The 26,460-nt window shown below is 44.2% G+C and carries 27 protein-coding genes; 20 read left to right on the top strand and 7 right to left on the bottom strand.

Going from position 1 to position 26,460, the window contains the following annotated elements:
• Positions 1 to 143: 143 nt before the first annotated feature.
• The 13 genes from NST85_RS23400 (at position 144) to NST85_RS23340 (ending at position 11,348) form a co-directional block, all read left to right on the top strand.
• Positions 144 to 968, top strand: coding sequence for a glycosyltransferase family 2 protein (locus NST85_RS23400; RefSeq protein ID WP_127190230.1), 825 nt, complete (start codon positions 144 to 146; stop codon positions 966 to 968).
• The gene (locus NST85_RS23395) at positions 965 to 2,083 is read left to right on the top strand and encodes a glycosyltransferase family 2 protein (RefSeq protein ID WP_246053942.1); all 1,119 of its coding nucleotides are present in this window, start codon (positions 965 to 967) and stop codon (positions 2,081 to 2,083) included. Before NST85_RS23400 ends, NST85_RS23395 begins: the two co-directional genes overlap by 4 nt.
• Complete coding sequence (locus NST85_RS23390; protein ID WP_127190229.1) at positions 2,080 to 2,826, top strand: glycosyltransferase family 2 protein; 747 nt, start codon at positions 2,080 to 2,082, stop codon at positions 2,824 to 2,826. The genes NST85_RS23395 and NST85_RS23390 overlap by 4 nt, the downstream gene beginning before the upstream one ends.
• A gap of 27 nt (positions 2,827 to 2,853) precedes the next feature.
• Positions 2,854 to 3,585, top strand: a complete 732-nt coding sequence (locus NST85_RS23385) for a sugar phosphate nucleotidyltransferase (RefSeq protein WP_127190228.1) — start codon at positions 2,854 to 2,856, stop codon at positions 3,583 to 3,585.
• Between the two features lie 61 nt (positions 3,586 to 3,646).
• The gene (locus tag NST85_RS23380) at positions 3,647 to 4,744 is read left to right on the top strand and encodes a GT-D fold domain-containing protein (RefSeq protein WP_341190544.1); all 1,098 of its coding nucleotides are present in this window, start codon (positions 3,647 to 3,649) and stop codon (positions 4,742 to 4,744) included.
• Positions 4,745 to 4,759: 15 nt separating this feature from the next.
• Complete coding sequence (locus tag NST85_RS23375) at positions 4,760 to 6,100, top strand: glycosyltransferase family 2 protein (protein WP_341190543.1); 1,341 nt, start codon at positions 4,760 to 4,762, stop codon at positions 6,098 to 6,100.
• A gap of 176 nt (positions 6,101 to 6,276) precedes the next feature.
• Complete coding sequence (locus NST85_RS23370; RefSeq protein WP_127190227.1) at positions 6,277 to 6,564, top strand: nucleoside-diphosphate sugar epimerase; 288 nt, start codon at positions 6,277 to 6,279, stop codon at positions 6,562 to 6,564.
• Positions 6,565 to 6,588: 24 nt separating this feature from the next.
• On the top strand, positions 6,589 to 6,927 hold the full coding sequence (locus NST85_RS23365) for a restriction endonuclease subunit S (RefSeq protein WP_127190226.1): 339 nt from the start codon (positions 6,589 to 6,591) through the stop codon (positions 6,925 to 6,927).
• On the top strand, positions 6,924 to 7,235 hold the full coding sequence (locus tag NST85_RS23360) for a hypothetical protein (protein ID WP_127190225.1): 312 nt from the start codon (positions 6,924 to 6,926) through the stop codon (positions 7,233 to 7,235). The genes NST85_RS23365 and NST85_RS23360 overlap by 4 nt, the downstream gene beginning before the upstream one ends.
• Positions 7,232 to 7,594: a hypothetical protein gene (locus NST85_RS23355; RefSeq protein WP_127190224.1), complete on the top strand. Its 363-nt coding sequence runs from the start codon at positions 7,232 to 7,234 to the stop codon at positions 7,592 to 7,594. Before NST85_RS23360 ends, NST85_RS23355 begins: the two co-directional genes overlap by 4 nt.
• A 198-nt stretch (positions 7,595 to 7,792) precedes the next feature.
• On the top strand, positions 7,793 to 8,884 hold the full coding sequence (locus NST85_RS23350; RefSeq protein ID WP_127190223.1) for a CgeB family protein: 1,092 nt from the start codon (positions 7,793 to 7,795) through the stop codon (positions 8,882 to 8,884).
• A 51-nt stretch (positions 8,885 to 8,935) separates the two neighbouring features.
• Complete coding sequence (locus NST85_RS23345) at positions 8,936 to 10,072, top strand: CgeB family protein (RefSeq protein WP_307400124.1); 1,137 nt, start codon at positions 8,936 to 8,938, stop codon at positions 10,070 to 10,072.
• A gap of 226 nt (positions 10,073 to 10,298) precedes the next feature.
• Positions 10,299 to 11,348: a YhcN/YlaJ family sporulation lipoprotein gene (locus NST85_RS23340; protein WP_341190542.1), complete on the top strand. Its 1,050-nt coding sequence runs from the start codon at positions 10,299 to 10,301 to the stop codon at positions 11,346 to 11,348.
• Positions 11,349 to 11,418: 70 nt separating this feature from the next.
• On the opposite strand, the gene nagA is transcribed toward NST85_RS23340, so the two are convergent.
• From nagA to NST85_RS23325, 3 genes are read right to left on the bottom strand one after another with little or no spacing between them, the layout of a single operon-like run.
• Positions 11,419 to 12,600 carry an N-acetylglucosamine-6-phosphate deacetylase gene (nagA, locus tag NST85_RS23335; protein ID WP_341190541.1) on the bottom strand — a complete coding sequence of 394 codons (1,182 nt, stop codon included), beginning with the start codon at positions 12,598 to 12,600 and terminating at the stop codon, positions 11,419 to 11,421.
• A 1-nt stretch (position 12,601) separates the two neighbouring features.
• Positions 12,602 to 13,330 (bottom strand): glucosamine-6-phosphate deaminase, encoded by a 729-nt coding sequence (gene nagB / locus NST85_RS23330; RefSeq protein ID WP_127190220.1) that lies wholly within the window; start codon positions 13,328 to 13,330, stop codon positions 12,602 to 12,604.
• A 1-nt stretch (position 13,331) separates the two neighbouring features.
• Positions 13,332 to 14,216, bottom strand: a complete 885-nt coding sequence (locus NST85_RS23325; RefSeq protein ID WP_341190540.1) for a MurR/RpiR family transcriptional regulator — start codon at positions 14,214 to 14,216, stop codon at positions 13,332 to 13,334.
• Between the two features lie 171 nt (positions 14,217 to 14,387).
• Between NST85_RS23325 and NST85_RS23320 the strand changes: the two genes are divergently transcribed.
• Positions 14,388 to 14,834 (top strand): MarR family winged helix-turn-helix transcriptional regulator, encoded by a 447-nt coding sequence (locus tag NST85_RS23320; protein WP_127190218.1) that lies wholly within the window; start codon positions 14,388 to 14,390, stop codon positions 14,832 to 14,834.
• Positions 14,835 to 14,967: 133 nt separating this feature from the next.
• Here the strand turns inward: NST85_RS23320 and NST85_RS23315 are convergent, their stop codons facing one another.
• The 3 genes from NST85_RS23315 to efeO are packed head-to-tail and all read right to left on the bottom strand — an operon-like array spanning position 14,968 to position 19,042.
• Positions 14,968 to 16,782 carry an FTR1 family protein gene (locus NST85_RS23315; protein ID WP_341190539.1) on the bottom strand — a complete coding sequence of 605 codons (1,815 nt, stop codon included), beginning with the start codon at positions 16,780 to 16,782 and terminating at the stop codon, positions 14,968 to 14,970.
• Between the two features lie 18 nt (positions 16,783 to 16,800).
• Positions 16,801 to 18,138: an iron uptake transporter deferrochelatase/peroxidase subunit gene (gene efeB, locus NST85_RS23310; RefSeq protein WP_341190538.1), complete on the bottom strand. Its 1,338-nt coding sequence runs from the start codon at positions 18,136 to 18,138 to the stop codon at positions 16,801 to 16,803.
• Between the two features lies 1 nt (position 18,139).
• Complete coding sequence (gene efeO, locus NST85_RS23305) at positions 18,140 to 19,042, bottom strand: iron uptake system protein EfeO (protein WP_341190537.1); 903 nt, start codon at positions 19,040 to 19,042, stop codon at positions 18,140 to 18,142.
• Positions 19,043 to 19,240: 198 nt separating this feature from the next.
• Here efeO and glpK point away from each other — a divergent pair, with 198 nt between their 5' ends.
• The 6 genes from glpK (at position 19,241) to NST85_RS23275 (ending at position 24,858) form a co-directional block, all read left to right on the top strand.
• On the top strand, positions 19,241 to 20,731 hold the full coding sequence (gene glpK, locus NST85_RS23300) for a glycerol kinase GlpK (RefSeq protein ID WP_127190215.1): 1,491 nt from the start codon (positions 19,241 to 19,243) through the stop codon (positions 20,729 to 20,731).
• Positions 20,732 to 20,858: 127 nt separating this feature from the next.
• Positions 20,859 to 21,083 carry a helix-turn-helix domain-containing protein gene (locus NST85_RS23295; RefSeq protein ID WP_307400140.1) on the top strand — a complete coding sequence of 75 codons (225 nt, stop codon included), beginning with the start codon at positions 20,859 to 20,861 and terminating at the stop codon, positions 21,081 to 21,083.
• Between the two features lie 253 nt (positions 21,084 to 21,336).
• Complete coding sequence (locus NST85_RS23290) at positions 21,337 to 22,305, top strand: ABC transporter substrate-binding protein (protein ID WP_341190536.1); 969 nt, start codon at positions 21,337 to 21,339, stop codon at positions 22,303 to 22,305.
• Positions 22,286 to 23,062 (top strand): ABC transporter ATP-binding protein, encoded by a 777-nt coding sequence (locus NST85_RS23285; RefSeq protein ID WP_341190535.1) that lies wholly within the window; start codon positions 22,286 to 22,288, stop codon positions 23,060 to 23,062. Before NST85_RS23290 ends, NST85_RS23285 begins: the two co-directional genes overlap by 20 nt.
• Positions 23,056 to 23,808, top strand: a complete 753-nt coding sequence (locus tag NST85_RS23280) for an ABC transporter permease (RefSeq protein WP_127190136.1) — start codon at positions 23,056 to 23,058, stop codon at positions 23,806 to 23,808. Before NST85_RS23285 ends, NST85_RS23280 begins: the two co-directional genes overlap by 7 nt.
• Positions 23,809 to 23,976: 168 nt before the next feature.
• Complete coding sequence (locus NST85_RS23275) at positions 23,977 to 24,858, top strand: AraC family transcriptional regulator (protein WP_341190534.1); 882 nt, start codon at positions 23,977 to 23,979, stop codon at positions 24,856 to 24,858.
• Between the two features lie 53 nt (positions 24,859 to 24,911).
• Here the strand turns inward: NST85_RS23275 and NST85_RS23270 are convergent, their stop codons facing one another.
• Entirely contained in the window at positions 24,912 to 26,267 is a 1,356-nt protein-coding gene (locus tag NST85_RS23270) for a dipeptidase (protein WP_341190533.1), read from the bottom strand.
• Between the last annotated feature and the right edge of the window lie 193 nt (positions 26,268 to 26,460).

Genomic DNA, 26,460 nt, shown 5'->3' with positions numbered 1-26,460 from the left:
TCATTCTGCAAGCTTTTTTTATGTTGCCAGGGTTTGTTATTCAACGGTCTAGTGAGTATGTACGTTTGCCGTTACAATGCCTTGAAAGCGGCATACACTGTGGTATATGCTCCGGCACATATGGATATCTGGGAGGTGAAGGCATGATCAGAAAGCGCAAATCACGGAGACGTCTTAGCCGGAGAACCTTACTTCAAAAGCCGCGGATACGGCGTTTGTCCAATCATCCTAATCCTCTGGTCTCCATAATTATTCCAGCCATGAACGAAAGGGCTACGCTTCCGGCCGTCCTATATCAAGCGAGCCAGGTACATCCTTGTAGCGAGATTATTGTAGTAGCCAACGGTTCGACGGATGGAACGGCGGAGCTTGCTGCGAAGTGGGGAGCTAGGGTGATTTCCTTTACTGAGCCACTTGGTCATGATGTTGGCCGGCGTTTTGGTGCGGAAATATCCAAAGGAGAAGTACTGCTATTTATTGATGGAGACATGGTTATTCCCGCAAAAGAATTACGTCCGTTTGTGAATACGATAATATCTGGGGTTGATGTGGCTCTAAATGGGTATTCAGGGCCCGTGGAGAAGCAAAAGACTCACCCAGTCGTTCTGGCTAAGCATGTATTAAATGTTTTTTTATCTCGTTCTAATCTGAAAGGTGCCTCAATGACCGCTGTTCCCCATGCGTTAAGCCGCCGTGGTTTTGAGATCATCGGTTCTAAAGCGTTAGAGATTCCCCCTTTGGCTTACGCTATGGCAGTGAGTAGGGGACTGAATGTGCAAGTCGTTCATACAGTTCCCGTGGGTAAACTGAATCCAGTTCGGCAGAGAGTTGGTAAGGGGAAGCAGGATCCACTTGCTACGCTTGTCGCTGGAGATCACTTAGAAGCCCTTCATTGGCTGGTCAAGGAACATGGACAGCGAGGAGGATTCGGAGATCTTGGTCGCAAACGCGATAGAGTGAGGGGATGAGGAGGATTAGAAAAATTACTGTGAAGTCTTCACGAACGGGCAGAAAGGCTCGGTGGAGACCAAATAATCGTCGCAAAGTGAAGAAGGGAAAGAATCGGCTTCTTCGTTCTACGGTCCGCAGATCTGCTCCAATTGACAAGTTGTGGTGGATGGAGCAAAGAGCGATTAAGGCTGGCTTTATCGCTGCTTCTGATAAGGAAAGTAGTCATTTATCCTTGGAGAATATGCAAGAGTCGCTTAACGCTTGGTATGGTGATCATAATTCTGGGGATGCCTCTGTTTCTAGAGTATTGAGCCTTTCTCTGGCTTATCGCCGTGGATATGCGCTAGCTTCAAGAATTTCTGATATCGGAATTGCGCTCCCCCTGCAGGGGAAGGCATCGGTCGTTGTATCCATCTGTAATGAGGAACAGACGCTACCAGCTGTGTTATCCGAGCTCTGCAAACTGCCGCTGAAAGAGATTATTGTAGTACTTAATGGCTGTACAGACGGCAGCTTTGCTGCGATAGTGAGGGATCCCCGCATGATCCTAGTCCATATCCCTGAGCGGCTAGGTCACGATGTTTCGAGGGCACTCGGGAGCGCATTATCTTCAGGTGATATCGTTTTGTTTTGCGACGGGGATATGTCTCTGCCAGCTGAAGAGCTTGCAGCCTTTCTCATCGCAGTAGATTTGGGGGTAGATATTGCGTTGAATAATCTTACTCCGTATCTACCAACTTTCTCTGGTCAGGATGATGTTACACGTTGTAAGACATTCTTGAATCAGGCGCTGGGTAGGTCTGACCTGGGAGCGAATTCCCTGACAGCTGTACCGCATGCCTTATCCCGGAAGGCGATCGAAACACTTGGAACGGAGGCTCTCATTGTACCGCCCAAGGCGCAGGCACTTGCACTAGTACGCGGACTTAAGGTAAGCGCACCTTACTCGGTCAATGTAGTGCGAAATAATCGTATTCGCAGTGGAAATACAGGAGAGGGTAACTCTGTTGCAGGTTTGATCATCGGGGATCATGTGGAGGCATTTACCGAGGTTATGAAATCAGAAGGTAACCGATTGCGATTTGTGACATACTCTCGGAGCGAACTTGCGAAAGTGAGGAACGCAAGATGAGACAATTTGGACTGACTAGCATCATCATTCCGTCATATAACGGTCTTCATCTGCTTACAACTTGCATTGAGGCGATTCGCCATCACACATTAGAACCGATTGAAATTATCATAGTGGATAATGGATCGAGTGATGGGACAGCGGAATATTGTCTAAGGGAGGGACTCATCCTGGTGTCACTCCCCCGAAACACTGGTTTTCCGATCGCGTGCAATAAAGGTCTTGCGATCGCTTCGGGGGATCAGTTGCTACTGCTGAATAATGACGTTATTGTCTCTCCTAGGTGGTTATCGAATATGCTTCTGGCCTTAGATAGTGCTGATGATGTAGGTATCGTTGGACCCGTAACGAATTATATCAGCGGTAGGCAGCAAGTGGAAGTTACATGGATTGGGATGGAAGGGTTTGTCGAGGTGGCAGAGCGATATAATGTCTCTGACCCAGTCAAATGGCAGGATGTACAGCGTATTGTAGGGATGTGTTTCCTTTTTAAGAGGAGTCTGCTAGGTAGTATTGGCATGTTGGATGAGCGATTCTCACCAGGTCATTATGAAGATGATGATTATTGTTACAGAGCTAGACAACAGGGATATCGGTTGCTGATTTCAGGGGATACCCTTGTATACCACGCTGGAAGCGCGAGCTTCAAAGTTAATTTTCCGGATGGATGGAACTCCTTGATGGAACGTAATCGGGAATTATTTATCGCGAAATGGGGAGTGAATCCCTTACAATTTATATAAATTGCAAACATTGGGGGGAGTTAGTTTATGAAAGGTGTGATTTTGGCAGGGGGCACTGGAACACGGTTATATCCGTTGACCCGATTAATCAATAAGCATCTGCTTCCTGTCGGGAGCCATCCCATGGTTTGTTACGGCATAGAACGGCTGCGTCAAGCGGGAGTCACCGACATTCTTATTATCATTGGGAAGCAATCTGCGGGATTATATACAGACTTTTTTGGCAGTGGTGAAAAATACGGTGTGAATCTTACCTATCGGGTACAAGAGACGGCAGGAGGAATCGCCGAGGCGCTTGAGCTTGCAGCAGGATTCATTCATCATAAGGAGAAATTTGTTGTTCTACTAGGCGATAATTTATTCCTAGACGATTTAACTCCATTTGTGGAGAAATTTAAACATCAACCTACTGGAAGTGCTAGGGTGCTATTGAAGTTAGTAGATGATCCACGGAGATATGGGGTTCCCGTATTTGACGCAGCACATCCACAGCTGATCGCGTATATCGAAGAGAAGCCTAAGAAGCCAAAATCCAAATACTCCGTTACTGGGATCTACATGTATGACGATGCAGTGTTTGATAAGATAAAAGAAATCAGTCGTTCAGCGCGCGGAGAATTGGAAATAACGGATGTTAACAATCTTTACGCCCGAAGTGGCATGCTAGAATACAACGTACTGCAATTGTGGTGGGGAGATGCCGGTACATTTGATTCACTGCAAGAGGCTGGAATCCACATGAGAGGTGTGCTTCCATAAGTTAACTCTACCTGGACGTCGCATTGGCCTAGTAATTGCAAAACCGAAGGGAGGAGGTAGGATGGCGGGCTGGCGTAAGAAGGTTTCTAGATTGCGGAAGACTCGGAGAACCATGCGAGTGAGGCGGAGTCTTCATCCTGCCGCTCGGTCGAACAAACGATATGTGAAGAAACGGGCACGAACTAAAGTATTGAATAAAGGTGCTAAGGGTCCCGCAAGTCGTAGTATGCCATCTGAGGGAGTCATTTCCGAAAGTCTAAGTCAATCGGATTTGATAGAGAATGAGGATCTATCGTCAGAGGTCTTATTGACAGATGCACATATTGCCGCGGCGTATGAAGAGGGATACCGTCAGGGTTATTTTGAAGGCGGCGAGGCAAAGGTTGGACAATTAATTCCTCCTTTGATGATTCTACCTGAATTGACGGTGGACGACTTAATTGCGACAGGATATTTAGCCGTGGCTTCTACGCTGTTTCCGCTTATACCACCTGCAGCGGTATATGATGAGATGAAAACTGCTCTTGATCAACGGACACCACTTTCACTTATTCGTCTGGGGGACGGGGAACTTCTCACTCTTGCTCATGATATAGTGATTCCCACGGAACAAGCAGTACGTTGGGGATATTTCCTGCCTTATGCAGGAATAAATCTCCCCGACCCGCTTACACGTGAAGCTTTGGCGAATTCACTTCAAATAGCTGACTTGATAGGAGTACCGGAATCCAGACATCCATCCTACCAAGGATTGTTGTTTCCCATACTTCGACACTACGGAATTGATTATCGAAAGCTCCGTATGACCTCCTCTGTCGTGAATTATACATTGAATGAAGAAGGATTTCTTTCGAAGTTACTTGTGGGACGCAAGATACTGATTATTGGGAATGAAGCACCAGGATTGTCCATGTTACTTGAGCAACAGGGCTTCCAAATCTCTGGAATCATTCATCCAGTTCAAGGAGTAGCTGATGTCTCAAGGGTTATGGAACAAACTATAGGTATTGAATTCGACATTGCTCTGGTTGCTGCGGGGGTTGCTGCGGTGTTGATTTGCACACGAATCGCTAAGGAACATGGAAAAGTATCGTTTGACCTCGGTCATTTGGCCAATAAACTGGAGAGCGGTGAAGTCAACCTAGAGACCCGCTTGTGAGGTGCAATCATGCCAATGAGAAGAAATAAAATCAAAATAAGGCAGAGTATCCCGAGAGGGACTTCAAGAAAGAGCAAGGTGAGTGGGGCTTCGGATTTTCAAAAGGGGTATGAGGCGGGATATACCCACGGTATCTTAAAGGGGAAACAATCCTATGGCTCTTTTTTTGAAGGAACAAGTATTATTATCCCTACCTTTAATCAGAAGGCACTGCTGCTACAGTGCATTGAAAGTATAGAAGCACATACTACAATGCCGTATGAGATCATTGTGGTCGATAATGGTTCTGAGGATGGGACTGCAGAAGAACTAAGATCTCGGAGGGTATCCATTCGCCTAGCGGTACATTCGCAAAATCTGGGATTCGCTAGGGCAATTAATACCGGACTTATGATGGCGAAAGGCAGTACGATCGTTCTACTTAACAATGATACTCTGGTTACTGAAGGCTGGTTAAGCAATATGTTGCGTTGCCTAAACGATTGCCCGGAGATTGCGGTTGTTGGGCCGGTAACGAATTATATAAGTGGTGAACAGCAGATAGATGTCCCTTACGAAGATATTGCTGGAATGTATGAGTTTGCGGCAATATATAACGCCTCTGACGAGCGGAAATGGTGGAATACAGACCGATTGGTAGGGTTTTGCTTGTTGTTTGCTCGTAGTACCTTTGAAGGTGTGGGGTATCTAGATGAAGGCTACGAATTCGGCAATTTTGAAGATGATGATTGGATTGTAAGGCTGCGATTTCAAGGTAAAAAAATGAAAATTGCGGGGGACACTTTTATTCATCATTTTGGAAGTGTTACGATGAAAGGTCTCGGCAATGAGGGATTTAAAAAGGTGAATGGTCAAAATGAAAACTTTTTTACAGAAAAATGGGGAAATGTGTATGAAATACTTCAGCGACAGTCTGGTCAAAATTGTTCAGAAGGGACGAAATCGTTAGATTTCTTTCCTACCCATATTTGGATTAGGGGATTAGGAGAAAGAGTTTATTGGCTCGAACACGGTGTGAAATATCCGATAGATCATGGAGTTTTGAATGAAAATGAGAAGCATAGGGCAATAAGATTGTCCGTTATTGACTTGTTACAACTTCCAACTGGACCGCAGCGATGTTCGGAAGAAGCGTTATCTCCAACCTCTGCCTATGAAGGAGCACTATTCCGGGGGGCAGACGGCTGTATATATCAATTGGATCAAGGAAAACGACGTGAAATTGTTTCATCATATGCGATTCTGTCTTGGGGTCTAGTAGTCGGAGAGGATAGGGATTTGATAACTGAGGGTTCAAAACTTCCAATAGGTGTTCCTATTCTGCCAGCCCCACGGTTGAAATCAGAAGATTTATAATTTGCTCTGTTGTAAGTAACGCCATTGTCCGTTTTGGCATATGCTGAAGCAGGCGGGCACCAGGCTGGCCCTTGAACCCGTATTCTAGCACAATTCAAACCACAAGCTAATGCTATCGAAGTAAGTTTTGAGCAATCGAAGGTGTAACGCTCCCAAAACTTTTAGGAGGAATCAGAGTGGAGCAGAAAATTACGGAGATCATTGTTCATATGTCCCACTCCCACGGGCAGATGGCGCGGGTGATCGATGCTGAACGGCAAGTTGCTGTCCGTATGTCGCAAATCGTGAATGCCATACCTGATTCTACCCCTGGCTTTGATGGATCGGACGGAATTATTGAGAATGCGGGCCGTATCAACAAGAGTGTAATCTCATATTTAAATGCAATAGCTGATCTTCAAGAGGCGATGGCTGAGAATTTAGGTTACGTTATTAAAGAGATGAGAAGCCCGGATGAAGAATAAGCACACCAAAGCGGGGATGATGTCATGAGCAGGGAACAGGCGTATTTGAACATGCTAGGTGCCGCAGTCCAAATTCAATGGAATGTGGCCTTGATCCTAGAGGCGAAAGCGGTAGAAGCAGAAAAGGTGCGTAACTGGATGCTGAATCATGTGCATGAGGGTTGCTTCGAGAACCATGAGAAGCAGTTATCAAATCCGCTCGATGTGCATGAGCAATTGGTAGAGGTATTGGAAGGACTAACCAAACTTCAAAACGGATTGTGCAGCAACCTTAAGACGATACTTCCGCCAGAGGAGGAATCTAGCGATGGAGGTGGACTTGGCGGTCTGTTTGGTGGAGATTTGGGGGATTTCGACAAATGAGTGCGGATTTAATCAACAGGGAGGCGGCCAAACATAAACTGATCGATTCGATCGCTAAGAGTCAAACGGCGATGGCCCGAATTCTGAATAGTTTGGCCGACGTGTCGGATCATTCTAAGGAAACAGCTCGGCATTTAGCTTTAAATATTGAGACTCTAGCAAAATATCAAAACGCGATGGCACGAAGTGTGTGCGGGATATCCCTATATCGCGTTCACTATGGAACTCCTTCATCACCATGGATTACGAAATCATGTTACAAAGCAAACATTGCGCCCCAAGGAGTACAGGAGGATGTTAGGAAATGATAAAAGCTAAGGTCCGGCGTAGCCGTCGGTCGAAAATAAAAAGATCGAAAGGAACTTCACTTAGGAAGAGACGGAAGTTGTCTCTGAAACGGGGACGTAAGCTCACAGGTAAAAGACTTAAGAAAAAAGTTCTTAAGCTTCGTCGCCTTCGTAGGAGACGGCGGCTTAATCGTCGACCACTGCGGAAGGTCTCCCAAGTACCAGAACAGGTAGCCCAGGTAGCCCCTCTTCCTCTTGATGGGAATCCAGCCCCTTCATACCAGCATGCATATAATGAAGCATACCAGCATGGATTCAATTCGGGCTTTAATCAAGGGCTTGAAGACGGCCACAAGCTCGCTTACCAAGCGATGGTTTAATTAAGTAATTTAATAGCGAATCTCTATCCGGTACAAATCGGGATGGGGATTCGCTTTTTTGCTTATAGATTTGCTTGCCTTAGTTATTAGCCTTCAAAGGCGTTAGCCAATTTATGAACCTACGGGGTAGTCGTCTATGATGAACACACCCCCTCCGCATATATTTATATGGACCTAGGAAATCCACACACAGATGGGATGAATGCGTTGAAGAAAATAAAGGAGAGGAAAATCAACTCCGCTGATGATCACAAGGCTGGATACTATGAGGGGTACCGTTATGGTGGTTGCCAGGCCGTTCTGTCACGCATTTCGCACTCCTCACCTTCTATTCGTAATCTGCGTGTTATTTATGTGACGCAAGGGTTCGAGGGAATTGATGGGGGAGTGTCGGCGGCCCTCGGGAAGCTAGTAAATGTCTGTATTGTTGTTTCTCCAGAATCGATGCTACAGGAGGTAACCAATCATCGACCTGATCTCGTGCTGGTCATGAACGCACTGCATGTATTTCCCCCGGATCATGCGGAGCAGATTAGACAAATCAAGGAGATGGGGATTCGTACAGCCGTATGGTTTGTTGATGATCCTTACTTTAGCGATGATACGGCCTCGCTGTCATTGCAATACGATACGGTGTTTACCCATGAATTGGAAAGTGTAGATTTTTATCAGAAGATAGGGTGTGCCCAGGTTCATTATTTACCACTTGCTTCAAATCAGGAGATGTTTCGTCCTATTCATGTAGCTCCTGAATATCATTATGATGTTTGTTTTATCGGAAATGCATTTTGGAACCGAGTGGAACTGTTTAGGCAACTTGCACCGTTCCTGGAGGACAAGAAAGTATTGATTGCTGGGGGACATTGGGATCGACTGGAGCATTGTGGGAAGTTATCCCGCTGTATAAGACATGGTTGGATTCCTGTGGAGGAAACAGTGTCTTATTATAATGGCGCCAAGATTGCCATTAATATGCATCGCCCTACCACAGCGGGAATGGATAATCGGAACGGAGTTAACTTAACCGGAAGGTCCATTAATCCCCGAACTTACGAAATCAGCGGATGTGGTACGCTTCAAATTACGGATATCCGGGAGGATCTGACTGCGTATTATCGTCCGGGATACGACATCGAGACATTCAAAGATGCAGCGGAGCTTCAAAGCAAGATTGATTATTATCTGAACCATGAGGAAGAGCGGCAAAGAATAGCTTGGCGTTCGCTGTGGACAACACATCAGTACCACACTTATATTGACCGGTTAGGTCGTTTGCTGGATATGATTTGATTTTGATTCACTAATCGATATGCAGCAAAAATATAAACAAGGAGTGACAGTATGGTCAATTCAGAAAGAATAGGGACTAAGGCCCCCTATCATGGGTATGAAATTAACGATCCCAGACATGCAGGATGGGACGCTGGCCTAAGTGATGGATTTAATGAAGGATATTTACGTGGTAGAGCTAATGCCATTATGAGTCAGCCTAGAACTCCTTGGCAGATACGCAATATTAAAGTACTGTATGCTGGTTCAGGTAAAGGACTTCCATATTCACCAATTGATGAAGCGGTCATTGCTACACTTCGGACCATGGTCGCAGAGCTGGCTGTTTCGGAAGTCGGCCAATCGCTTCCAGACCTCGCTGCTACGCTTCACCCCGACTTGGTTCTGGTATTGGATGGTATGGAGTTACCTGTAGAGCAAATAGATGCGGTCCGCGCTATGGGGATAAGAACCGCAGTTTGGCTCACGGATGATCCTTACTACACGGATTTAACTGTTCGGATGGTAACGCATTTCGACTATGTATTCACCTTGGAACGTAATTGCATTGATTTGTATCGGGCGGCTGGTGCAAATAATGTCCACTATCTACCATTTGCTGCCCATCCTGAACATTTTCGACCAACCTTGGTCCAGTCACAGATCAGGAGAGATGTCAGCTTTATAGGCTCTGCCTATTGGAATAGAGTTAACTTCCTTCAGCCCATTATAGGAGAGCTTATGAACAAAGGTCTACACATTAATGGAATTTGGTGGGACCGTCTTCCTGAGTATGGGTCTTATCCAGATCGGATCGAGATAGGTAAATGGATGGGGCCAAATGAAACAGCAGAAGTATACAGTGGGACAAAGATCATGTTGAACTTGCATCGCTCCCCCCTTGATGAATCGGTTAACCAAAATAATAGTGGTATCATGGCAGTTTCTCCAAATCCACGGACCTTTGAAATTTCTGCCTGTGGAACACTCCAATTGGTTGATGCGCGCGAAGACTTAGCTTCGTTCTATATACCAGGTCAGGAAATTGAAACATTTAATACTGCGGATGAATTGTTAGATAAAGTGAATTATTACTTAACGCATGAGAAGGAAAGAAGGGAAATTGCACTGCGAGGATTAGCAAGAACTTACCGTGATCATACGTACGGGAATCGAATCGATGAGCTCCTTCGCCATATCTTTGGGTAAATCTAAAAGGTATTACTTCTATAATATATTGTAATTGATTTGAACTTACCTTCACTAAACAACAAGCCGACAACCCCACTGGGATGTCGGCTTGTTATTATTTTTCTTGATAATACGGTTCAAATAATTACAACAGGTACGGTTAAATCTACCTGCATATTGGTCTGAACAACAGCGCAGTCTAAGACATGTTAATCATAAAATTAATCGACAAGGGGATGACTACATGCGAGGAGCCAAAATGATTCGCTTATCATTGTCAGCAGCATTAATCGCGGGAATGGTCGGATTGACTGGCTGCAGAGGTACAACAGATAACACCGCAATGCATACCAAGAGTGTACGAAATCATACTGCCCGGAATTATAATACAAATTCACTGAATCATGGGAGTCGTCTAAATAGTTATCAGAATAACAAAATGAACAATATGAAGCATAGCCCAACTTTGAGTAACAAAGTTGCTCAACTTCCAGACGTTCAGACTGCCCATGTTATCGTGAGGGATAATGATGCTTATGTAGCCCTTACACTGCATAATCAAACAGGTCAAACAGGTCAAACAGGTCAAACAGGTCAAACAGGTCAAACAGGTCAAACCGGGACTTCTAAGCTAGGAACGCTTAGTACTGGCATGAGAAATAACATGGGTACTAGCATGGGAACCAACAGGGGAACCAACTTGGGTACAAGTAATGTCGGCGGTCCTTACGGTGCGGATTATGGAACACGGGGCGCGGGAGATAATGGGCTGAGTAGAATAAACGGAAGATCTGGAAGCCTCATGGATATGGGTCGGGGGGCAATATTTGGTGATAATAACAGAAGCGGAATAAATACAGGTAGAACTACAACCTACGGCACGGGGACTTACAACGGTACAGGCACATATAACGGCACAGGGACATATGGTACAGGCACATATGGTACCTATGGAACGAGCACGGGTACTGGAACAACATTGAATAATTCGGGAACAGTAGTAGATAACGTTCCTCAGAAAGTGAAGAATGAGGTTTCTCGTGTGGTAAAAAATGCGGATTCAAAAATCCGTAACGTATATGTTTCAAATCATCCTGATTTTGTGAGCGGCGTTGGAGGTTATGTGACGAAATCACGTGGCGGGATGATGGTTAACGAAGCAGTAGTTGATTTCGAGGAGCTAGTTCAGCGTATCTTCCCCTCCCGTATGGGAACAATGCCTGGCCCGAGCGGATATACACCAACACCAACCCAAAGAAATGGTGTTAATGGGGTTAATGGTGTAACTCGTTAGATTCAACTTATATCAAACAATGGCAGGTCAAGATGGTATCCTTGACCTGCCATTGTTTTTCTAATTTAAATTAATTTTGGAACAAACGTCCCTTAACCCAAACATCTTGGAGATTTAAATCAGGATCTACGAGAAGTAAATCGGCTTGTTTACCTGTTTCAATTGAACCGGTATGCTGATCGATTCGGATCAGCTTGGCTGGATTTAAGCTTGCTGCTTCTGAAGCTCGTTCTACAGAGAGACCGATCTCTTGAACCAGGTGACGGAATCCACGAATCATGGTTAGCGTGCTTCCGGCTAACGTTGCTTCATTTTCTTTTAGAGTACAAACATTATCTTTCACCACGACAGGCAGATCGCCGAGCATATACTCGCCGTTGCCAAGTCCTGCAGCGGACATGGCGTCTGTGATAAGGATGAGATTGTGATCCGTCTTCACACTGGCGAGCAGTTGGATCCCCGCCTTATGGACGTGAATACCATCAGCAATGATTTCTGCACTCAAGGCAGGGTTACTAAGTAGTGCACCGGCTGTGCCTGGTTTACGATGATGAAGGGGTGTCATCGCGTTGAACATGTGAACCGCATGATGTAATCCAACCTCAGCGGCAGCCATAATTTCTTCATACGTGGCATCGGTATGTCCCGCTGCTGCGACGATTCCTTTTTTGCGTAAATAGCGAATTAATTCATGTGCACCTTCGCGTTCCGGTGCAAAGGTTACCTGTTTGATGAGACCCGGATATTGTGTCTCCCAAGCCTCAACCCACTCCCGATTTGGTGGAACAATGTGGACAGGATTTTGAGATCCAGGCCATTTTGGACTAATAAATGGACCTTCTAAATGAACGCCAACCAACTGTGCATAAGGCATGTCATTGTGAATGTAGGTGTTAATCTGTTCTAAGATCTCGTCGATGACTTCCTTAGGCATTGTCATGGATGTTGCCAACATGGAGGTCGTTCCTTGGCTGCAGTGTAGCTTGGTTATTGCGTCAAAACCTTCTTGGCTAGGTACGGAGAAATCCTCGAGCATACCTCCATGAACGTGAACATCTATAAATCCAGGAAGCACGTAGCTCCCTTTGGCATCAATGATTTTGGAAGAATTAGCGGAGTCAGATGGAGCTCCTGCCGCTGATCCAACATAAGTGATGATGCCTTTCTCTACTTGTACCGCACCATCATGAATAATTCCTCTTGGTGTAACGACCTCGGCGTGAACAATAGTGAAATTTCGATCTGAGTTCATGTTATAAGAGCCTCCCAGCGGCTTGATCAACTAGTACTACGACATTGGCATGAGTTTGGAGGAATGAAGCCGGACATTTAGTAGTCAGAGGACCTTTAAGCGCTGTAGCAAGTATTTCAGCTTTGTCAGCACCTTTAGCCATCAGTAAAATTTGTTTTGCTTTGAGAATGGAACCAATCCCCATCGTAATAGCATGGGTCGGAACTTCATCAATGGAGTTGAAGAAACGAGCGTTGGCATTACGCGTTACCTCGTCGAGGGTTACGATATGTGTTGGTCCTTGTAATTCTTCAGCAGGCTCATTAAATCCGATATGTCCATTATGTCCAAGGCCAAGTAACTGAAGATCGATAAGACCCGCGTCCTCCAGTAGACGGTTATAGTCGTCAGCAGCCTGTTCAAGATTCTCAGCATTACCAGATGGGACATGAGTGTTCTGCTTTTGAATATCAATGTGATCGAACAGTTTCTCATTCATGAAGCGTCTGTAACTCTCCGGATGGTTGTCAGGTAGACCGATATACTCATCTAAGTTATAGCTTTGTGCGTCTTTGAAGCTAACCAGACCTTCGTTATAAAGCTCGATCAATCTTTTGTAAACTCCAACGGGTGTACTACCCGTCGCTAGACCAAGATTTGCACGTGGGTTAATCTGTAACAAGCTAGCTATGAGGCTTGCTCCGGTTTCATTAAATTGTTGTTCATTGTTTACTTTAATAATATTTAACATATTATGACCCTCCAGTAGTTTTACGATATGTTTGAACATTCTGATAGGACGCTTCAAGTTTGGGGATGAAATCTTTAAAATTCATACTAACCATTCCTGTAAATAAAATATCGATGACATGAAGTTGGGCAATTCGGGAAGTCATATCCCCTCTGCGCATTCCTTCTTCCAAAGAAGATGAGAATAACGATATATCGGCTAGCGAAGCAAGTGTGCTATTCCCGTACTTTGTTAGTGAAATCGTAATGGCCCCGCTGTCTTTGGCACACTTTAGGGCATCGATTGTCTCCGGTGTCTCTCCCGAATATGAGATGGCTAGCGCGACATCGTTATTACCAAGCCCCGAGGCTGAGGTAATCTGCATATGCGAATCAGCAAAGGCAGTACAGTTCTTGCCAATACGGATAAGCTTTTGATAGAAATCCTGAGCGATTACGGATGAGGTAGCTACACCATACAAATCGATACGTTTGGCATGACAGAGTTTCTCTACGGCTAACTGGAGTTGATTCATATCCAAAAGACGGGTGGTATCCGTTATTGACGCCAGATGGTTCGCCTCCATGGCTTGAACGATCTTATGAAGATCATTGCCAGCGATAATATCCTGATACTGGTTGTCTAACGGTTTATTGGCAATCTCACTGGCTAACTTCATTTTGAAATCCGGGAATCCTTTGAAATGAAAACTTTTGCAGAAGCGCGTAACGGTAGAGGGGCTGATTTGGCAAGTGCTTGCCAATTCTGTAATACCAGTATGAATAACGGAAGATGGAGATTTTAAAATATGCTCACCAAGCCTACGTTCCTGTGGTGGTAAGGTGTCAAGAGAACTGAAGATCGCGTGAAGTATAGGGGTAAGCATAAACGATTCACCCGCTTTCATGAGATTTTCCCAAGAAAATAATTTCTAATATAAAATAAAAATTTATGAAAATAATTTCGATACCATCATAATAATTTATTCCACATACGAAAGCAAGTGACATGTTTCTTGTTTTTTCGATGGAGGCATACTAAACTGGTATTAAGCTTACTAACGTAGAGGAGGAATAGCATGGATCCGAATCTCGATCAATATGTAGACCGCTTAATGTCAGCTTGGTCTAAAACTTTCAAGAAAATGCATGCCGAGATTATGCATCATCGTGAACTTGGTTTAACGGGGCCTCAGTACCATATGCTCTCCATAATTTCCAAAGAGAAGTCATGTAATGTTACATATTTATCGGAGATGCTCGAAGTCAAACCGAGTGCAATTACTGTGATGATCGACCGGCTTGTTCAAAGTGGATATGTTGATCGCCGTCATGATGAACAGGATCGGCGTGCAGTGATTCTGTCTGCTACAGAAGACGGTGAGAAGATATTAGAGAAGGCGAAGATCAGATCCAGAACAGTTTTAAAGTCTTATTTATCTCTCGTAGAGCAGAATGAACTAGATGTGTTAATCTCTACTATAGAGAAATTTGCTCAGGTGGATAGGTCGCGTGACATCACATGATTTTTGATACTGAGAGAATAATCGATTGAAGCAATTTAAAAAGGAGCTATCCCTTTAGTAGATAATTCTACTTTTTGGGATAGCTCCTTATTTTTTTACCTTCGGAAGGCCAGCTATAAATTATAAATTGAAATTAACTGCGCCCGCGGATGGCATTACTGGATGAGGTGTTAGGTTTACTTTTCTCCCTTCCGACATAAAGTCGGACAAGAACGAATAGCAGTAGGGCTAGTTGCGCAGCAGTGGTCTCCCACGTTGGGAACGCACCTAACCAGCTTACCGATGGAAGCCAGGACTTGCTATGAGCAGGAAGTATTCCTGATATCTGTAGTGAATGAATACTTTCTCCCGTGAAGCGAATAACTAAGTAGTAGATAAGCAGAGTTGCGGTCAGCATGAATGGGCGAATCGGTAGCTTGACGCTAAACCGGATGATGCAGAAGCCAAGGATAATGAGCGCTAATAAAGCTCCAGTGATCCCAATTATGAATTGCATCGGTTCAATAGATGGTGCCATACCAATGTAGAACACGGCTGTCTCTGCACCTTCTCGTATAATAGCAAGACCAGACAAAGCAAATAGGGACCAAAGACTACCACGTTGTAATGCGCCACCGACATGTTTCGAAAGGTAGTTATTCCATGCCTGTGTACTGGATTTGCTATGAAGCCAATGCCCTACAGTCAACATCATTAGGACAGCTAGTAGTCCGACAAACCCTTCAATAAGTTCACGTGTGCTGCCTGAGGTTGATTGTGAGAACACATAGGTAAGTACGGCGGCCAGTACACCACTTAGTAGTAACCCTGTGCCCGCTCCTGCCCAAACATAGCTACGGGCGGTTCTGTTGTTTGCTCGCTTTACAAAGGCGAGTAAAGCTGCCAGTACTAGGATGGCCTCTAGTCCCTCACGAAGTAGTATGAGGGCTGCATCCCAAGCCGAATAGGCAGTACGCTCAGCCAGAGGCTCTAAATTGTTAAGTATTTTACTGATCAATTCTTGTGCCTTAGTCAAATCCGGTGGAGTGGATACGAGGTAGCTTTGTGCTTCAGTCATTTTATTCTCAGTATCTGTATAAATGGTAGCAGAGGATATGGACACCTCGCCCTCAACGGATGGCCAGAGTGTAATAAATTCACTCATTTGGCTACTAGCACCGGCTACATCCTGCAACTGGATAGCTTGATTGGCATCGCGTAATAAAATTAATGCGTCGGCCAGTGACGTCCCTCCCGCCTCTAGTGAGGACGAAGCAGCTGAATCATCAAGCTTACCGTCTATATAATTTTGAAGTAGGCTCAGCATAGATTTCAGTTCACTAATAGCTTGATCTGTTTTGGGAGGCTCAGCCTGAAGCGAGATACGAATTAGACTCATATGCCGTTCTACGTCGCTATAAACACCGAAATGACCACTGCGGATCGGTCCTTCTATTTTATGCCACTTATTCAGAATTTCCTTGTAACGGGACTGTGCTGTTGAGACGTCGATCTGCTCCTGCTCCAAAGGACTTAGTGTATTCTCCGCCATGCCCTGCAATAGCTGAGCAGCATCCTTTCCTGATGGAGTTTCGGCCTTTTCTGTATTGGCCTCGACATATGTATTTACCGTTTTAGCCAAGGCAGATAGTGAGGAATTCGCTTCCTCCTGGTTCTGAAGTTGAATAGCTTCTTTAGCTTTGTCTAGATGTCCTTTGATTTCTTCAGCCGTATCCACAGGTATGGGTGTTTGGACACCATTCCATAAGGTCTCGAATTGAAGTAGTTCTGTGGATGCCTCTTCCCAGTTCTTCGCTCCTGCTTCGACAAGTGCTCCTCCTACAAGGGGGAGGAGGTTGGTTAAGGAGCCATCACTTTCTTCAGCCGAGAGTTTAGGCGCTGGAAACATCATTACTATTAATAAAAGGGCCAGTAAACAGGTAGCTAATTTAAATATGGGGCGTGACAAGATACAGCACTTCCTTCCTTAGAAAAGTGTCTCCCCGATATACCCCCCTTGGCGTGTGCCAGGGAAACAGGCAAATACGGCGCTTCCGACATGAACGATATATTCATTAAGTTTGTCACTAGCCGCTAAAATTTGCTGCATCGCAACAAACTGTTTCTGAAGATCTCTTTGGTAACTGATGAAGAACAGCCCAGCGTCTAGTTGTCCTGTTTTGGTATCAATTCCGCTACTGTAAGAATAGGCTCTTCGTAGTATTTTGGTGTCCCCACTCATATTGGCTAAACGTGAATGAGAATTCATCGGAAGAATCGGTTGACCGGAAGGATGTTTTGCCTCTAAATCAAGCGGGGCGAATTCATCTTTGGAACCTAGCGGAGCGCCAGAATCACGATGGCGACCAAAGGTTATTTCTTGATCACTCAGCGACGAGCGATCCCATATTTCCACGCGCATGCGGATACGTCGAGCGGCCATATAACTGCCCCCTTTCATCCAATCCTGCGCATCTCCAGATTGAACCCAGACGATTTCATCCATCGCTTTTGGATCTTGTGTATCCGGATTACCAGTTCCATCTTTAAATCCCATTAGATTGCGGGGCGTTCCGCCAGACGGATCTGCTGTACCACTTCGCTGGAATCCTTCTTGAGTCCACCTAAGCACGGCTGTCCCGCGAGCGATTCGGGCTAGATTGCGAATCGCATGGAAGGCAACTTGTAAATCGTCAGCACAAACTTGAATACCAATATCCCCACCGCACCACTTTGGTTGCAACGCATCTCCACGAAATAGAGGGAGATCTTTGAAAGAGGCCGGTCGTTTACTCGCCAGTCCAAAACGTTCATCGAAGAAGGAAGGACTAACTCCAAATGTAATGGTCATCTTAGAAGGAGAAAGACCTGCCGCCTCTCCGGTATCGGAGGGGGGCAGGTTAAGACTACTGTTACTATTGCCGATAAGGTCACCAGTGATCATGACAGCTGCAGCTTCGGTCCATGCTTGGAATAATTTCCTTACTTCAGCAAGGGAGGTCGTCTTTAGATCAAATGAAGCGAAGCAAAGGAAGTTCTGGGCGGGTGTGATAATCCCAGCCTGATGTTGACCATAGAATGACACGCTGTCGCTAGCTGAGAAGTTATTCGTTTTGCTTTTGTTCGTACTCTTGGAGAGTGTATCTGTTGCGGCAAGAATGCCACCAACACCGCCGGCTCCAAGTAGTAAGCCGAGGCTACCAGCCCCGGCTAGCTTTAAGATATCCCTGCGACTAATTGGTTTATCCAGCAAGGAGTCTCGCGGGGAAGTTGCCTTCCCATCATTACGCTCAGTGTTTCCATCAATGGATCCTAAATCACTCATGTTATACTCCTAGAAGCTTGCCCATGTTGGACAGGGGTTCGGCTAAAGCATCTAAATTCTGACTTAGCGTTCGAACGTCTTCTTCTGTAAGTTTGTCATATGTAACATAACCTTCTCCTTCTCTAAAGGGAGCCAGTTCTTTCTCAAGAGCAGCAAAGCGCTCTCCAATTTGTTTATCAAGTTCTGCGTCATTAGTCGCTAGTTGGGGTTTAAGTAGTTCATATATTTTGGCTGCGCCTTCTACATTGGCAGCGAAATCGTACAGATCAGTATGAGAGTACCGTTCTTCTTCACCAGTAACTTTGGAAGTGGACACTTCGTTTAGCAACTCAACGGCTCCTGTCACCAATAAGGAAGCATCAATCTCTACCGTTTCAACCTTGGCCCGTAGCAGCTTAGCATCGCTTAGTAAGCGATCGGCATATTCTTTCTGACCTTCGGTTGTTTTATCTTCCCAGAGTGCTTTTTCGATGCGGTGAAATCCGCGCCATTCAGCCGCTTCTACATCTCCATCCCGAGCATCAATGTTGGGATCAAGATCACCAAGAGCCTCGGCGATCGGTTCAATCCGTTCATAGTGCATGCGAGCAGGGGCATATAATGCTTTGGCAGTATCGATATCTCCACTATTTACAGCATCGACGAATTTTCCCGTTTGCGTAACGAAAGCATCGCATTCTTGAATCACGTAGCTACGATATTGGTCGATAGCCGCTTGGAAATCACTTTGTTGAACACTGGAATTGGCTGCTTCAGCGGTTTGGGCTGCCTCAGTAGTATCATCTTTAACTTCAATAGATGTGTTATTTGTGTTATTGTTTGCAGTCTTGTTTTCAGAATTGCAGGCGGACAGTAATAGAGCCGTTGTAAGAATAGCAGCTGGTACAGCGTAACGATATTTCATTGAATACACCCCTTTTAATGGTTTTAATGGTATGGTCTGAATCTTATGTATAGTTCTATTTTCTGGGAATGATAATGATTATCACTTTCGTTTTCAATCATAATCGCAAGCTGAATAAGCGTCAATATAAATTATGATAAAAGTCACTGCTTTTTAGGTTAATATAAGAAATAAAATGATTAGGAACGGAGGGCTATAATGGAGAAATACATACTTGCACTGGATCAAGGAACGACGAGTTCGCGTGCTATTTTATTTAATAAACAGGGAGATATTGTTCATGCTGCGCAGCGCGAATTTCCACAGTATTTCCCCAAACCTGGTTGGGTAGAGCAGAACCCGAATGAAATATGGGGTTCTATTCTGGCGGTTATTGCCTCCTGTTTGTCGGAGTCGGGAGTAAAGCCGAAACAGATCGCTGGTATCGGCATAACGAATCAACGGGAAACTGCCGTCGTTTGGGATAAAGAAACAGGGTACCCCATCTATAATGCGATAGTTTGGCAGTCTCGCCAGACGGCGGAGATTTGTGAAGAGCTTAGATCCGCAGGCTTAAATGAAGTGTTCCGTGAAAAGACGGGGCTATTAATAGATCCTTATTTCTCAGGAACGAAAGTGAAATGGATATTGGATCATGTGGAAGGAGCTAGAGATCGTGCAGTGAAGGGAGAACTACTCTTTGGTACGATTGATACATGGTTGATCTGGAAACTATCGGGAGGGGTTCTCCACGTAAGTGATTATTCTAATGCATCTCGAACTCTTATGTATAACATTCATGAACTACGTTGGGACGATGATTTGCTAGAACTGCTAAATATCCCCAAAGTGATGCTGCCAGAAGTTCGCCCCTCTTCTGAAGTATACGGGCAAACGGATCCACATCATTTCTTCGGTGAGGAAGTGCCAATCGCTGGGGCTGCAGGAGATCAACAGGCGGCATTGTTTGGCCAAACTTGCTTTGAAAAAGGCATGATCAAGACAACATATGGCACCGGCTGCTTTATGTTAATGAATACGGGAGATAAGCCCGTTTCCTCGCAGCATGGACTAATCACTTCTATCGCTTGGGGGTTAAACGGCGGTGTGGAATATGTACTAGAAGGCAGTATTTTTGTGTCGGGTTCTGCTATTCAATGGCTACGGGATGGTCTGCGGATGTTCCGTGATGCGAAGGATAGTGAAACCTACGCTTTACGGGTCAATTCCACAGACGGGGTTTATGTGGTTCCTGCTTTTGTTGGTCTAGGTAGTCCATATTGGGACAGTGATGTCAGGGGCGCTGTTTTTGGGCTGACACGGGGAACGACCAAGGAGCATTTCATTCGTGCTACCTTAGAATCACTGGCTTATCAGACCAAAGATATTCTGGTTGCAATGGAGAAGGATTCAGGAATTAAGGTTGGGACCATGCGTGTGGATGGAGGCGCAGTATCTAATGCATTTTTGATGAAATTCCAGAGCGATATCCTTGGCATACCGGTTGAGCGACCAGTTATTAGGGAGACAACATCCCTTGGAGCAGCCTATTTGGCGGGTCTTGCCGTCGGTTACTGGAATGATCGTGATGAAATCTGCCAGTCATGGAGTCTAGATCAACGTTTCGAGCCTAAGATGACAGTAGAAGTAAGGGATGAGCTGTATAACGGATGGACTAAGGCGATTCAAGCGGCTATGGCTTTTAAATAAAATAAGAAAAACCCCAAGCCCATTTTGTTTATGTAGCGCACCATTGCTAAGTGTTTTTCATAATATGTGTTGACTGTATCCCACCCTTGTTAAACCATAAAACCCGATCAAGGAGGGGTGACGCATTTTGAAAAGCAGCGATCGTAACAGCAAATTTCTGTTAACTCATCGTGAACGAGAAGTTTTCGAACTACTCGTGCAGGATAAAACGACACGGGATATTGCGGGCCAGTTGTTTATTAGCGAAAAGACCGTACGCAACCACATCTCCAATGTAATGCAGAAACTGAACGTCAAAGGTCGGGCTCAGGCGGTAGTCGAACTGATTAAGCTTGGGGAGATAATAATCTGACGGTTTTTTTAGAGCGAAGAAAACCGTAAGCCTTCTTTTTCATCTCTATTCAATAGGGAGGAAAAGAAGGTTTTTTGTCTGTAATGTTTTAATTTTAAATATACAAAATATGATGTATGGTGTAAAATGACATTACTCAATTCCTGCTAAGAAGGCATTGGGCTGCTTTGACATGTCCCTTTGTGAATAAATACGCAAGGGATGATTCAACATAGAAGATTTTTTAGAGAAGAGATGGAGGCTGGAGAGAGTTATGAGAAATAGTAAGACGAAACAAGTAATCATGGTGTTAATGTTGGTGGTTGTTATTAGCGCACTTGCTGTCGGTTGCAGCACGAATAAAGAAGCTAATTCAGCAGAGGACAAGGAAATCCCTGTATTGTCTCTCGGATTGTTACCTTCGATCGATGCCATTCCATTTATCATCGCCCATGAACACGGTTTTGATAAGGAACATGGAGTTACCTTGAATATTGAAACATTTAAAAGTGCCAAAGATCGTGATGTCGCTTTCCAAGCAGATAAACTGGATGGAATTAGTGCAGATTTAGTGGCCTTAGCCATTTATAATGAAGCTGGATTAGATGTGAAAGCAACAAGTACAACCTTTGGTGAATTCGATTTGTTAACCGGTAATGATGAAATAAAAGATGTGAAGGACTTAAAAGGGAAATCTGTTATTTTGTCTAAGAATACATCTACAGAATATACTGTTGCTATGATGTTGAAGCAAGCGGGTCTGAGCGAAGCTGATATTAATGTAACAGAAGTACCACAAATCCCAACTCGCTTAGAATTGCTTAAGAATAAAAAATCGGATGCGGCTATATTGCCAGAGCCTTTTGTAACGATGGGAAAAGCTTCAGGACTCCAAGTATTAAGTTCCACTAAGCTAGCAGGAGTGAACCCGTTCATTCTAGCATTTCCACAAGAGGTTATCAGTGCAAAGTCCAAAGAAATTACTGCGATGTATGCTGCTTATGATGATGCAGTAGAATATTTGAAATCTCATGATCAATCAGAGTATATTGACTTGATTATTAAAGAAATAGGTTATCCTGAAACTTTAAAAGATGAAATCACAGTACCTGAATACGTACCCGCGTATCAAGTGGATGTGAAAGAGGTAGAGGAAGCATTTGCATGGGCAAAAGAGAAAGGATTATTAACCAAAGACATTTCACCAGAAGAAGTGATCTCGGATGTCGTATTTAAGAAATAAAGGACTTGAAATTAATAGCTTAACTGTGGAATATCAAGAGGGTCATTTAGCGCTGGAGCAGATGGATTTATGTCTGCCCGAGCATAGTATCTATACGATGATTGGTCCTTCTGGTTGCGGCAAATCAACATTATTGCGTGCTATTGCGGGACTGGTACAGTCATATACAGGAGAGATTAAGTTCTATGATCAATCTCTACGTAAACAAGGCACAGCTCTCATTGGACTTGTACCACAGAATTATGGTCTTCTTCCTTGGAAGACGGTCCATTCAAACATTAGAATGGCGATGAGAATTAGTGATTCTGGTCGTCATACCAAAGGGCAGCAAGAGCAGCAAATCACAAGTTGGCTCACTGCTATGGGTATTGCTGATTTGGCTCAGCGCTATCCTCTATCTCTTAGTGGGGGACAACAGCAACGGGTAGCGATTGCTAGAGCGTTTGCTATTTTACCTGAAATTATGCTGCTAGATGAGCCTTTCTCCGCACTGGATGCCATTACACGTGAAGAGATTCAAACCATTTTCCTGGAAAATTGGATTTCTCATCCGACAACTACGTTATTTGTGACTCATGATGTGGAAGAAGCGATTTTACTTGGTGAGAAGATTGTAGTCATGCCTTCCAACAAGGAGGAACCTCCGGTTATCATCGATAATCCGGTATTTCAAATCAGTCATGAAGACAAGCGAGATAGTGATGAATTCTTCGCACAGACTAAGAGAATCAGAAAGGTAATGCAGGAGAAATGGTGAAAAAAAAGCAAATCCCTCATCTGATAAGACTGTTGTTTGTTTTTCTAGGTATGAATGTGATTTGGTATCTTCTTTATATCGTCATTAATAAGTCGATTCTTCCTAATCCATTAGACGTTTACGCATCTATGCTACATTTGGATGGCCAAGAGATCGCAATTCATGTAGGGTATAGTTTGTTTCGGGTATTTGCAGGGGTGGTATTGGCGTTAATCCTAGGGCTATCTATAGGTATATTGATGGGACGCTCCCCGCGGTGGAATAAAATTTTAGACCCTGTAGTTTACTTAACCTATCCTATTCCAAAAATAGCTTTATTGCCCGTTGTAATGTTATTTTTTGGGCTGGGCGAGACTTCGAAAATTCTGATGATCATGTTGATCCTGCTCTTCCAGATCATTATATCTGTTCGTGATGGAGTCAAAGCGATTCCAGACAATACGTATGATGTACTCAGCAGCATTGGGGCGGATCGGGTAGAGAAGTTCTGGCATGTTACCTTACCGGGTGCATTATCCGTGATTCTGAGTACCATCCGTATTTCACTTGGAACGGCGATATCGGTGCTGTTTTTTACTGAGATTTATGGAACGGAATATGGTATGGGATATTTTATTATGGACGCTTGGTTAAGGATGAACTATTCGGAGATGTATGCCGGCATTATGTTGTTTAGCTTGGTCGGCTTCATTTTATTTCTGAGTGTGGATTATCTCGAGCATAGATTTATGAAGTGGCGAAAATAAAGACAAGCTCTCTTGAACTTCTCATGATATATGAGAGGGGATAGAGGGCTTTTTTTGATGTGAATGATAAGAACCATAATCAAAATTTCTGGAAAAAAAGTCGGATGATTGGAGCTATTCTATATTATTATGAAGTTATCTCGAGATGAATATAAGGAGTGCCTCCGATTGAACTACTACGAACGAATACAAAGATCTATAGACTACATTGAGAATAATCTGGAGAACAAAATCGATCTTCAAATTGTCGCACAGGAAGCATACATGTCCCTGTCCAATTACTATCGGATGTTCTTTGCGCTCGTAGGATACACCGTAAAGGAATATATTAGATGCCGTAGAATTAGTCTGGCTGTACCGGAAGTAGTGAAGAGTAGTCTCCCCCTAATTGATATAGCTGTGTTGTATGACTTTGAGAGTGGAGATTCTTTTTCTAGAGCATTCAAACGAATTACGGGGTCTATGCCTAGTGATTTCAGGAAACAGGATAAATCGTATCATTTTGAAAGGGTGAATATAATGGACAAATATTTTGATATTCAAGATAAGGAGCTGCTTGAGAAATACCCTGATATTAAAGTTCTCAAAGAACTGGAACCTATCAGAGTCGCTTATTATTGTTATTATGGGAAGGAACCTGAGACGAGAGCCTTTGCGGTCATGACAAGCTGGTTAAATAACCTTGGCTTAGACATTAATGAGCAGAAATTGCGTATATTCGGATATAATAATCCAAGCCCATCTTCTCCGGATCAAGAGGAATACGGCTATGAGGTTTGTGTTACAATTGACGATTCTGTGGTTGCCTGTGATGAACATGTTCAAGTGAAAATGTTAAGCGGTGGGCTATATGCGGTCACAAGTGTAAGTCAGGGAGATAACGGTGACATGGGGCCTGAAATAGAAAAAGCATGGGTCCGTTTTAGTAACTGGATGAAAGACAGTAAATATATATATGGCAAGCATCAATGGTTAGAGGAACATCTGGGGTTTGATGATAATCAGCATACAGGTGGGATAGATTTGTATATGCCTGTTGCAGAAAAATAAGACCGAAAAAAAGCAGCCTACATATGAGGCTGCTTTTTTTCGGTCTTATTTACTTAGAGTGATTTCAAGTATTCGACGATGGTCAGCATCCCTTTATCGAAATTCTCCAAGTTAAAATGTTCATTTGGTGCATGCAGATTTTCATCCGGAAGGCCGAATCCCATCATGACAGCAGGAGCTGATAATACCCGGGATAATGTTTCAACGATTGGAATGGACCCACCATCTTGCGTGAATAGGGCACGAGTACCATAGATACGCTCGTAGGCATCTGCTGCTTTTTGCAACATAGGGTCTGAAGGATCTATGGTAAATGCACGGGCACTTTCACCTTTCACCACCGTGATCTTAGCGCCGGATTGAATATTTGCATGCAAGTGGCGTTCGACTTTGTCGAGTGTAGCTTGAGGATCTTGTTGCCCCACCAAACGGCAAGTAATCTTAGCATGAGCTTCTTTAGGTATTACCGTCTTAGAACCTTCACCTTGGAAGCCGCCATATACCCCGTTCAATTCTAAGGTTGGACGGGCCCCTGTTCTTTCCACGAAAGAAAACCCTTCTTCTCCGTATAATGAATCTAATCCGAGGCTAGTTTTTAATTTATCTTCATTAAATTTCTGTTTGGCAAATTCCTCACGCATCTCTGGGGTCAGATCATGTACTCCTTCGTAAAATCCCTCTACAGCGACACGACCCTGTTCATCGTGAAGTGAAGTTAACAGGGAAACGAGCGCATGAAGTGCATTGGGAACTCCTCCCCCGAACGTACCGGAATGAAGGTCTGTATTCGCAGTATGTACGGAAAGCTCTAGCTCGCATAAGCCACGAAGTCCAGTACAAATGGCAGGTTTACCGGGTTCAAGTAATGAGGTGTCTGAGATCAAGATAGCGTCGGCAGCCAGCATCTCCGCATGGGATTCCAAAAAAGCAGGTAGACTCGGGCTAGATATTTCTTCTTCACCCTCGATGCAGAACTTAATGTTAACAGGAAGTTTTTGCTCTTCTTTGAGGATCGCTTCAACCGCCTTGATATGAAGGAACAGTTGGCCTTTATCATCTGTTGCACCACGGGCGTATAATTTCCCGTCTCGGATCGTAGGTTCGAATGGCGGTGTTTCCCACAAGTGCAGTGGGTCGACAGGTTGTACGTCGTAATGTCCGTAGACTAATACTGTGGGGCAACCAGGAGCTTGTAGATGTTCCGCGTATATTACAGGGTTTCCTGTCGTAGGATGAACCTCAACTTTGTCCATTCCCGCTTGGCGAAGTTTATCAGCTATCCAGTTCGCCGCTTGAGTAATATCTGATTTGTGCTCTGATAGTGCTGAAATGCTTGGAATTCTGAGCAACTCTTTAAGCTCTTCTAAGTGTTGTTCTCTGTGATTTTGGAAATAGGTTTCATAATTCATGGTTGTCATATCCTCCCAAACTTGTTTTACCTCATTATTTTACTACTTTTCGGCAGATAAAAGAAATCGGGATGCCTAGGTTAGGATGTTTCTTAAAATAAAATTAAAAAACACGTCACTTATTTTAATTATTCTTTAATGTTAAGTTAGGAGTATTCTGTTAAAGTCATTAAAGAGAACGTGGTTAATAGCT

The organism is Paenibacillus sp. FSL K6-2524 (genome assembly GCF_038005525.1).
Taxonomy (GTDB): domain Bacteria; phylum Bacillota; class Bacilli; order Paenibacillales; family Paenibacillaceae; genus Fontibacillus; species Fontibacillus anaericanus.
Note: the sequence above shows the minus strand (reverse complement) of the source record. Positions and strands in the feature narration are given on the sequence as shown.

Excerpts from the sequence above, each read along its gene's own strand:
- NST85_RS23355 (WP_127190224.1), top strand. The coding sequence starts at position 7,232 with ATGATAAAAGCTAAGGTCCGGCGTAGCCGTCGGTCGAAAATAAAAAGA.
- nagB (WP_127190220.1), bottom strand. The coding sequence starts at position 13,330 with ATGTTAAATATTATTAAAGTAAACAATGAACAACAATTTAATGAAACC.
- NST85_RS23320 (WP_127190218.1), top strand. The coding sequence starts at position 14,388 with ATGGATCCGAATCTCGATCAATATGTAGACCGCTTAATGTCAGCTTGG.
- NST85_RS23395 (WP_246053942.1), top strand. The coding sequence starts at position 965 with ATGAGGAGGATTAGAAAAATTACTGTGAAGTCTTCACGAACGGGCAGA.
- nagA (WP_341190541.1), bottom strand. The coding sequence starts at position 12,600 with ATGAACTCAGATCGAAATTTCACTATTGTTCACGCCGAGGTCGTTACA.
- NST85_RS23375 (WP_341190543.1), top strand. The coding sequence starts at position 4,760 with ATGAGAAGAAATAAAATCAAAATAAGGCAGAGTATCCCGAGAGGGACT.
- NST85_RS23385 (WP_127190228.1), top strand. The coding sequence starts at position 2,854 with ATGAAAGGTGTGATTTTGGCAGGGGGCACTGGAACACGGTTATATCCG.
- NST85_RS23290 (WP_341190536.1), top strand. The coding sequence starts at position 21,337 with ATGAGAAATAGTAAGACGAAACAAGTAATCATGGTGTTAATGTTGGTG.
- NST85_RS23350 (WP_127190223.1), top strand. The coding sequence starts at position 7,793 with ATGAATGCGTTGAAGAAAATAAAGGAGAGGAAAATCAACTCCGCTGAT.
- NST85_RS23280 (WP_127190136.1), top strand. The coding sequence starts at position 23,056 with ATGGTGAAAAAAAAGCAAATCCCTCATCTGATAAGACTGTTGTTTGTT.
- NST85_RS23340 (WP_341190542.1), top strand. The coding sequence starts at position 10,299 with ATGCGAGGAGCCAAAATGATTCGCTTATCATTGTCAGCAGCATTAATC.
- NST85_RS23365 (WP_127190226.1), top strand. The coding sequence starts at position 6,589 with ATGAGCAGGGAACAGGCGTATTTGAACATGCTAGGTGCCGCAGTCCAA.
- glpK (WP_127190215.1), top strand. The coding sequence starts at position 19,241 with ATGGAGAAATACATACTTGCACTGGATCAAGGAACGACGAGTTCGCGT.
- efeO (WP_341190537.1), bottom strand. The coding sequence starts at position 19,042 with ATGAAATATCGTTACGCTGTACCAGCTGCTATTCTTACAACGGCTCTA.
- NST85_RS23360 (WP_127190225.1), top strand. The coding sequence starts at position 6,924 with ATGAGTGCGGATTTAATCAACAGGGAGGCGGCCAAACATAAACTGATC.
- NST85_RS23345 (WP_307400124.1), top strand. The coding sequence starts at position 8,936 with ATGGTCAATTCAGAAAGAATAGGGACTAAGGCCCCCTATCATGGGTAT.
- efeB (WP_341190538.1), bottom strand. The coding sequence starts at position 18,138 with ATGAGTGATTTAGGATCCATTGATGGAAACACTGAGCGTAATGATGGG.
- NST85_RS23270 (WP_341190533.1), bottom strand. The coding sequence starts at position 26,267 with ATGAATTATGAAACCTATTTCCAAAATCACAGAGAACAACACTTAGAA.
- NST85_RS23325 (WP_341190540.1), bottom strand. The coding sequence starts at position 14,216 with ATGAAAGCGGGTGAATCGTTTATGCTTACCCCTATACTTCACGCGATC.
- NST85_RS23380 (WP_341190544.1), top strand. The coding sequence starts at position 3,647 with ATGGCGGGCTGGCGTAAGAAGGTTTCTAGATTGCGGAAGACTCGGAGA.
- NST85_RS23285 (WP_341190535.1), top strand. The coding sequence starts at position 22,286 with ATGTCGTATTTAAGAAATAAAGGACTTGAAATTAATAGCTTAACTGTG.
- NST85_RS23390 (WP_127190229.1), top strand. The coding sequence starts at position 2,080 with ATGAGACAATTTGGACTGACTAGCATCATCATTCCGTCATATAACGGT.
- NST85_RS23400 (WP_127190230.1), top strand. The coding sequence starts at position 144 with ATGATCAGAAAGCGCAAATCACGGAGACGTCTTAGCCGGAGAACCTTA.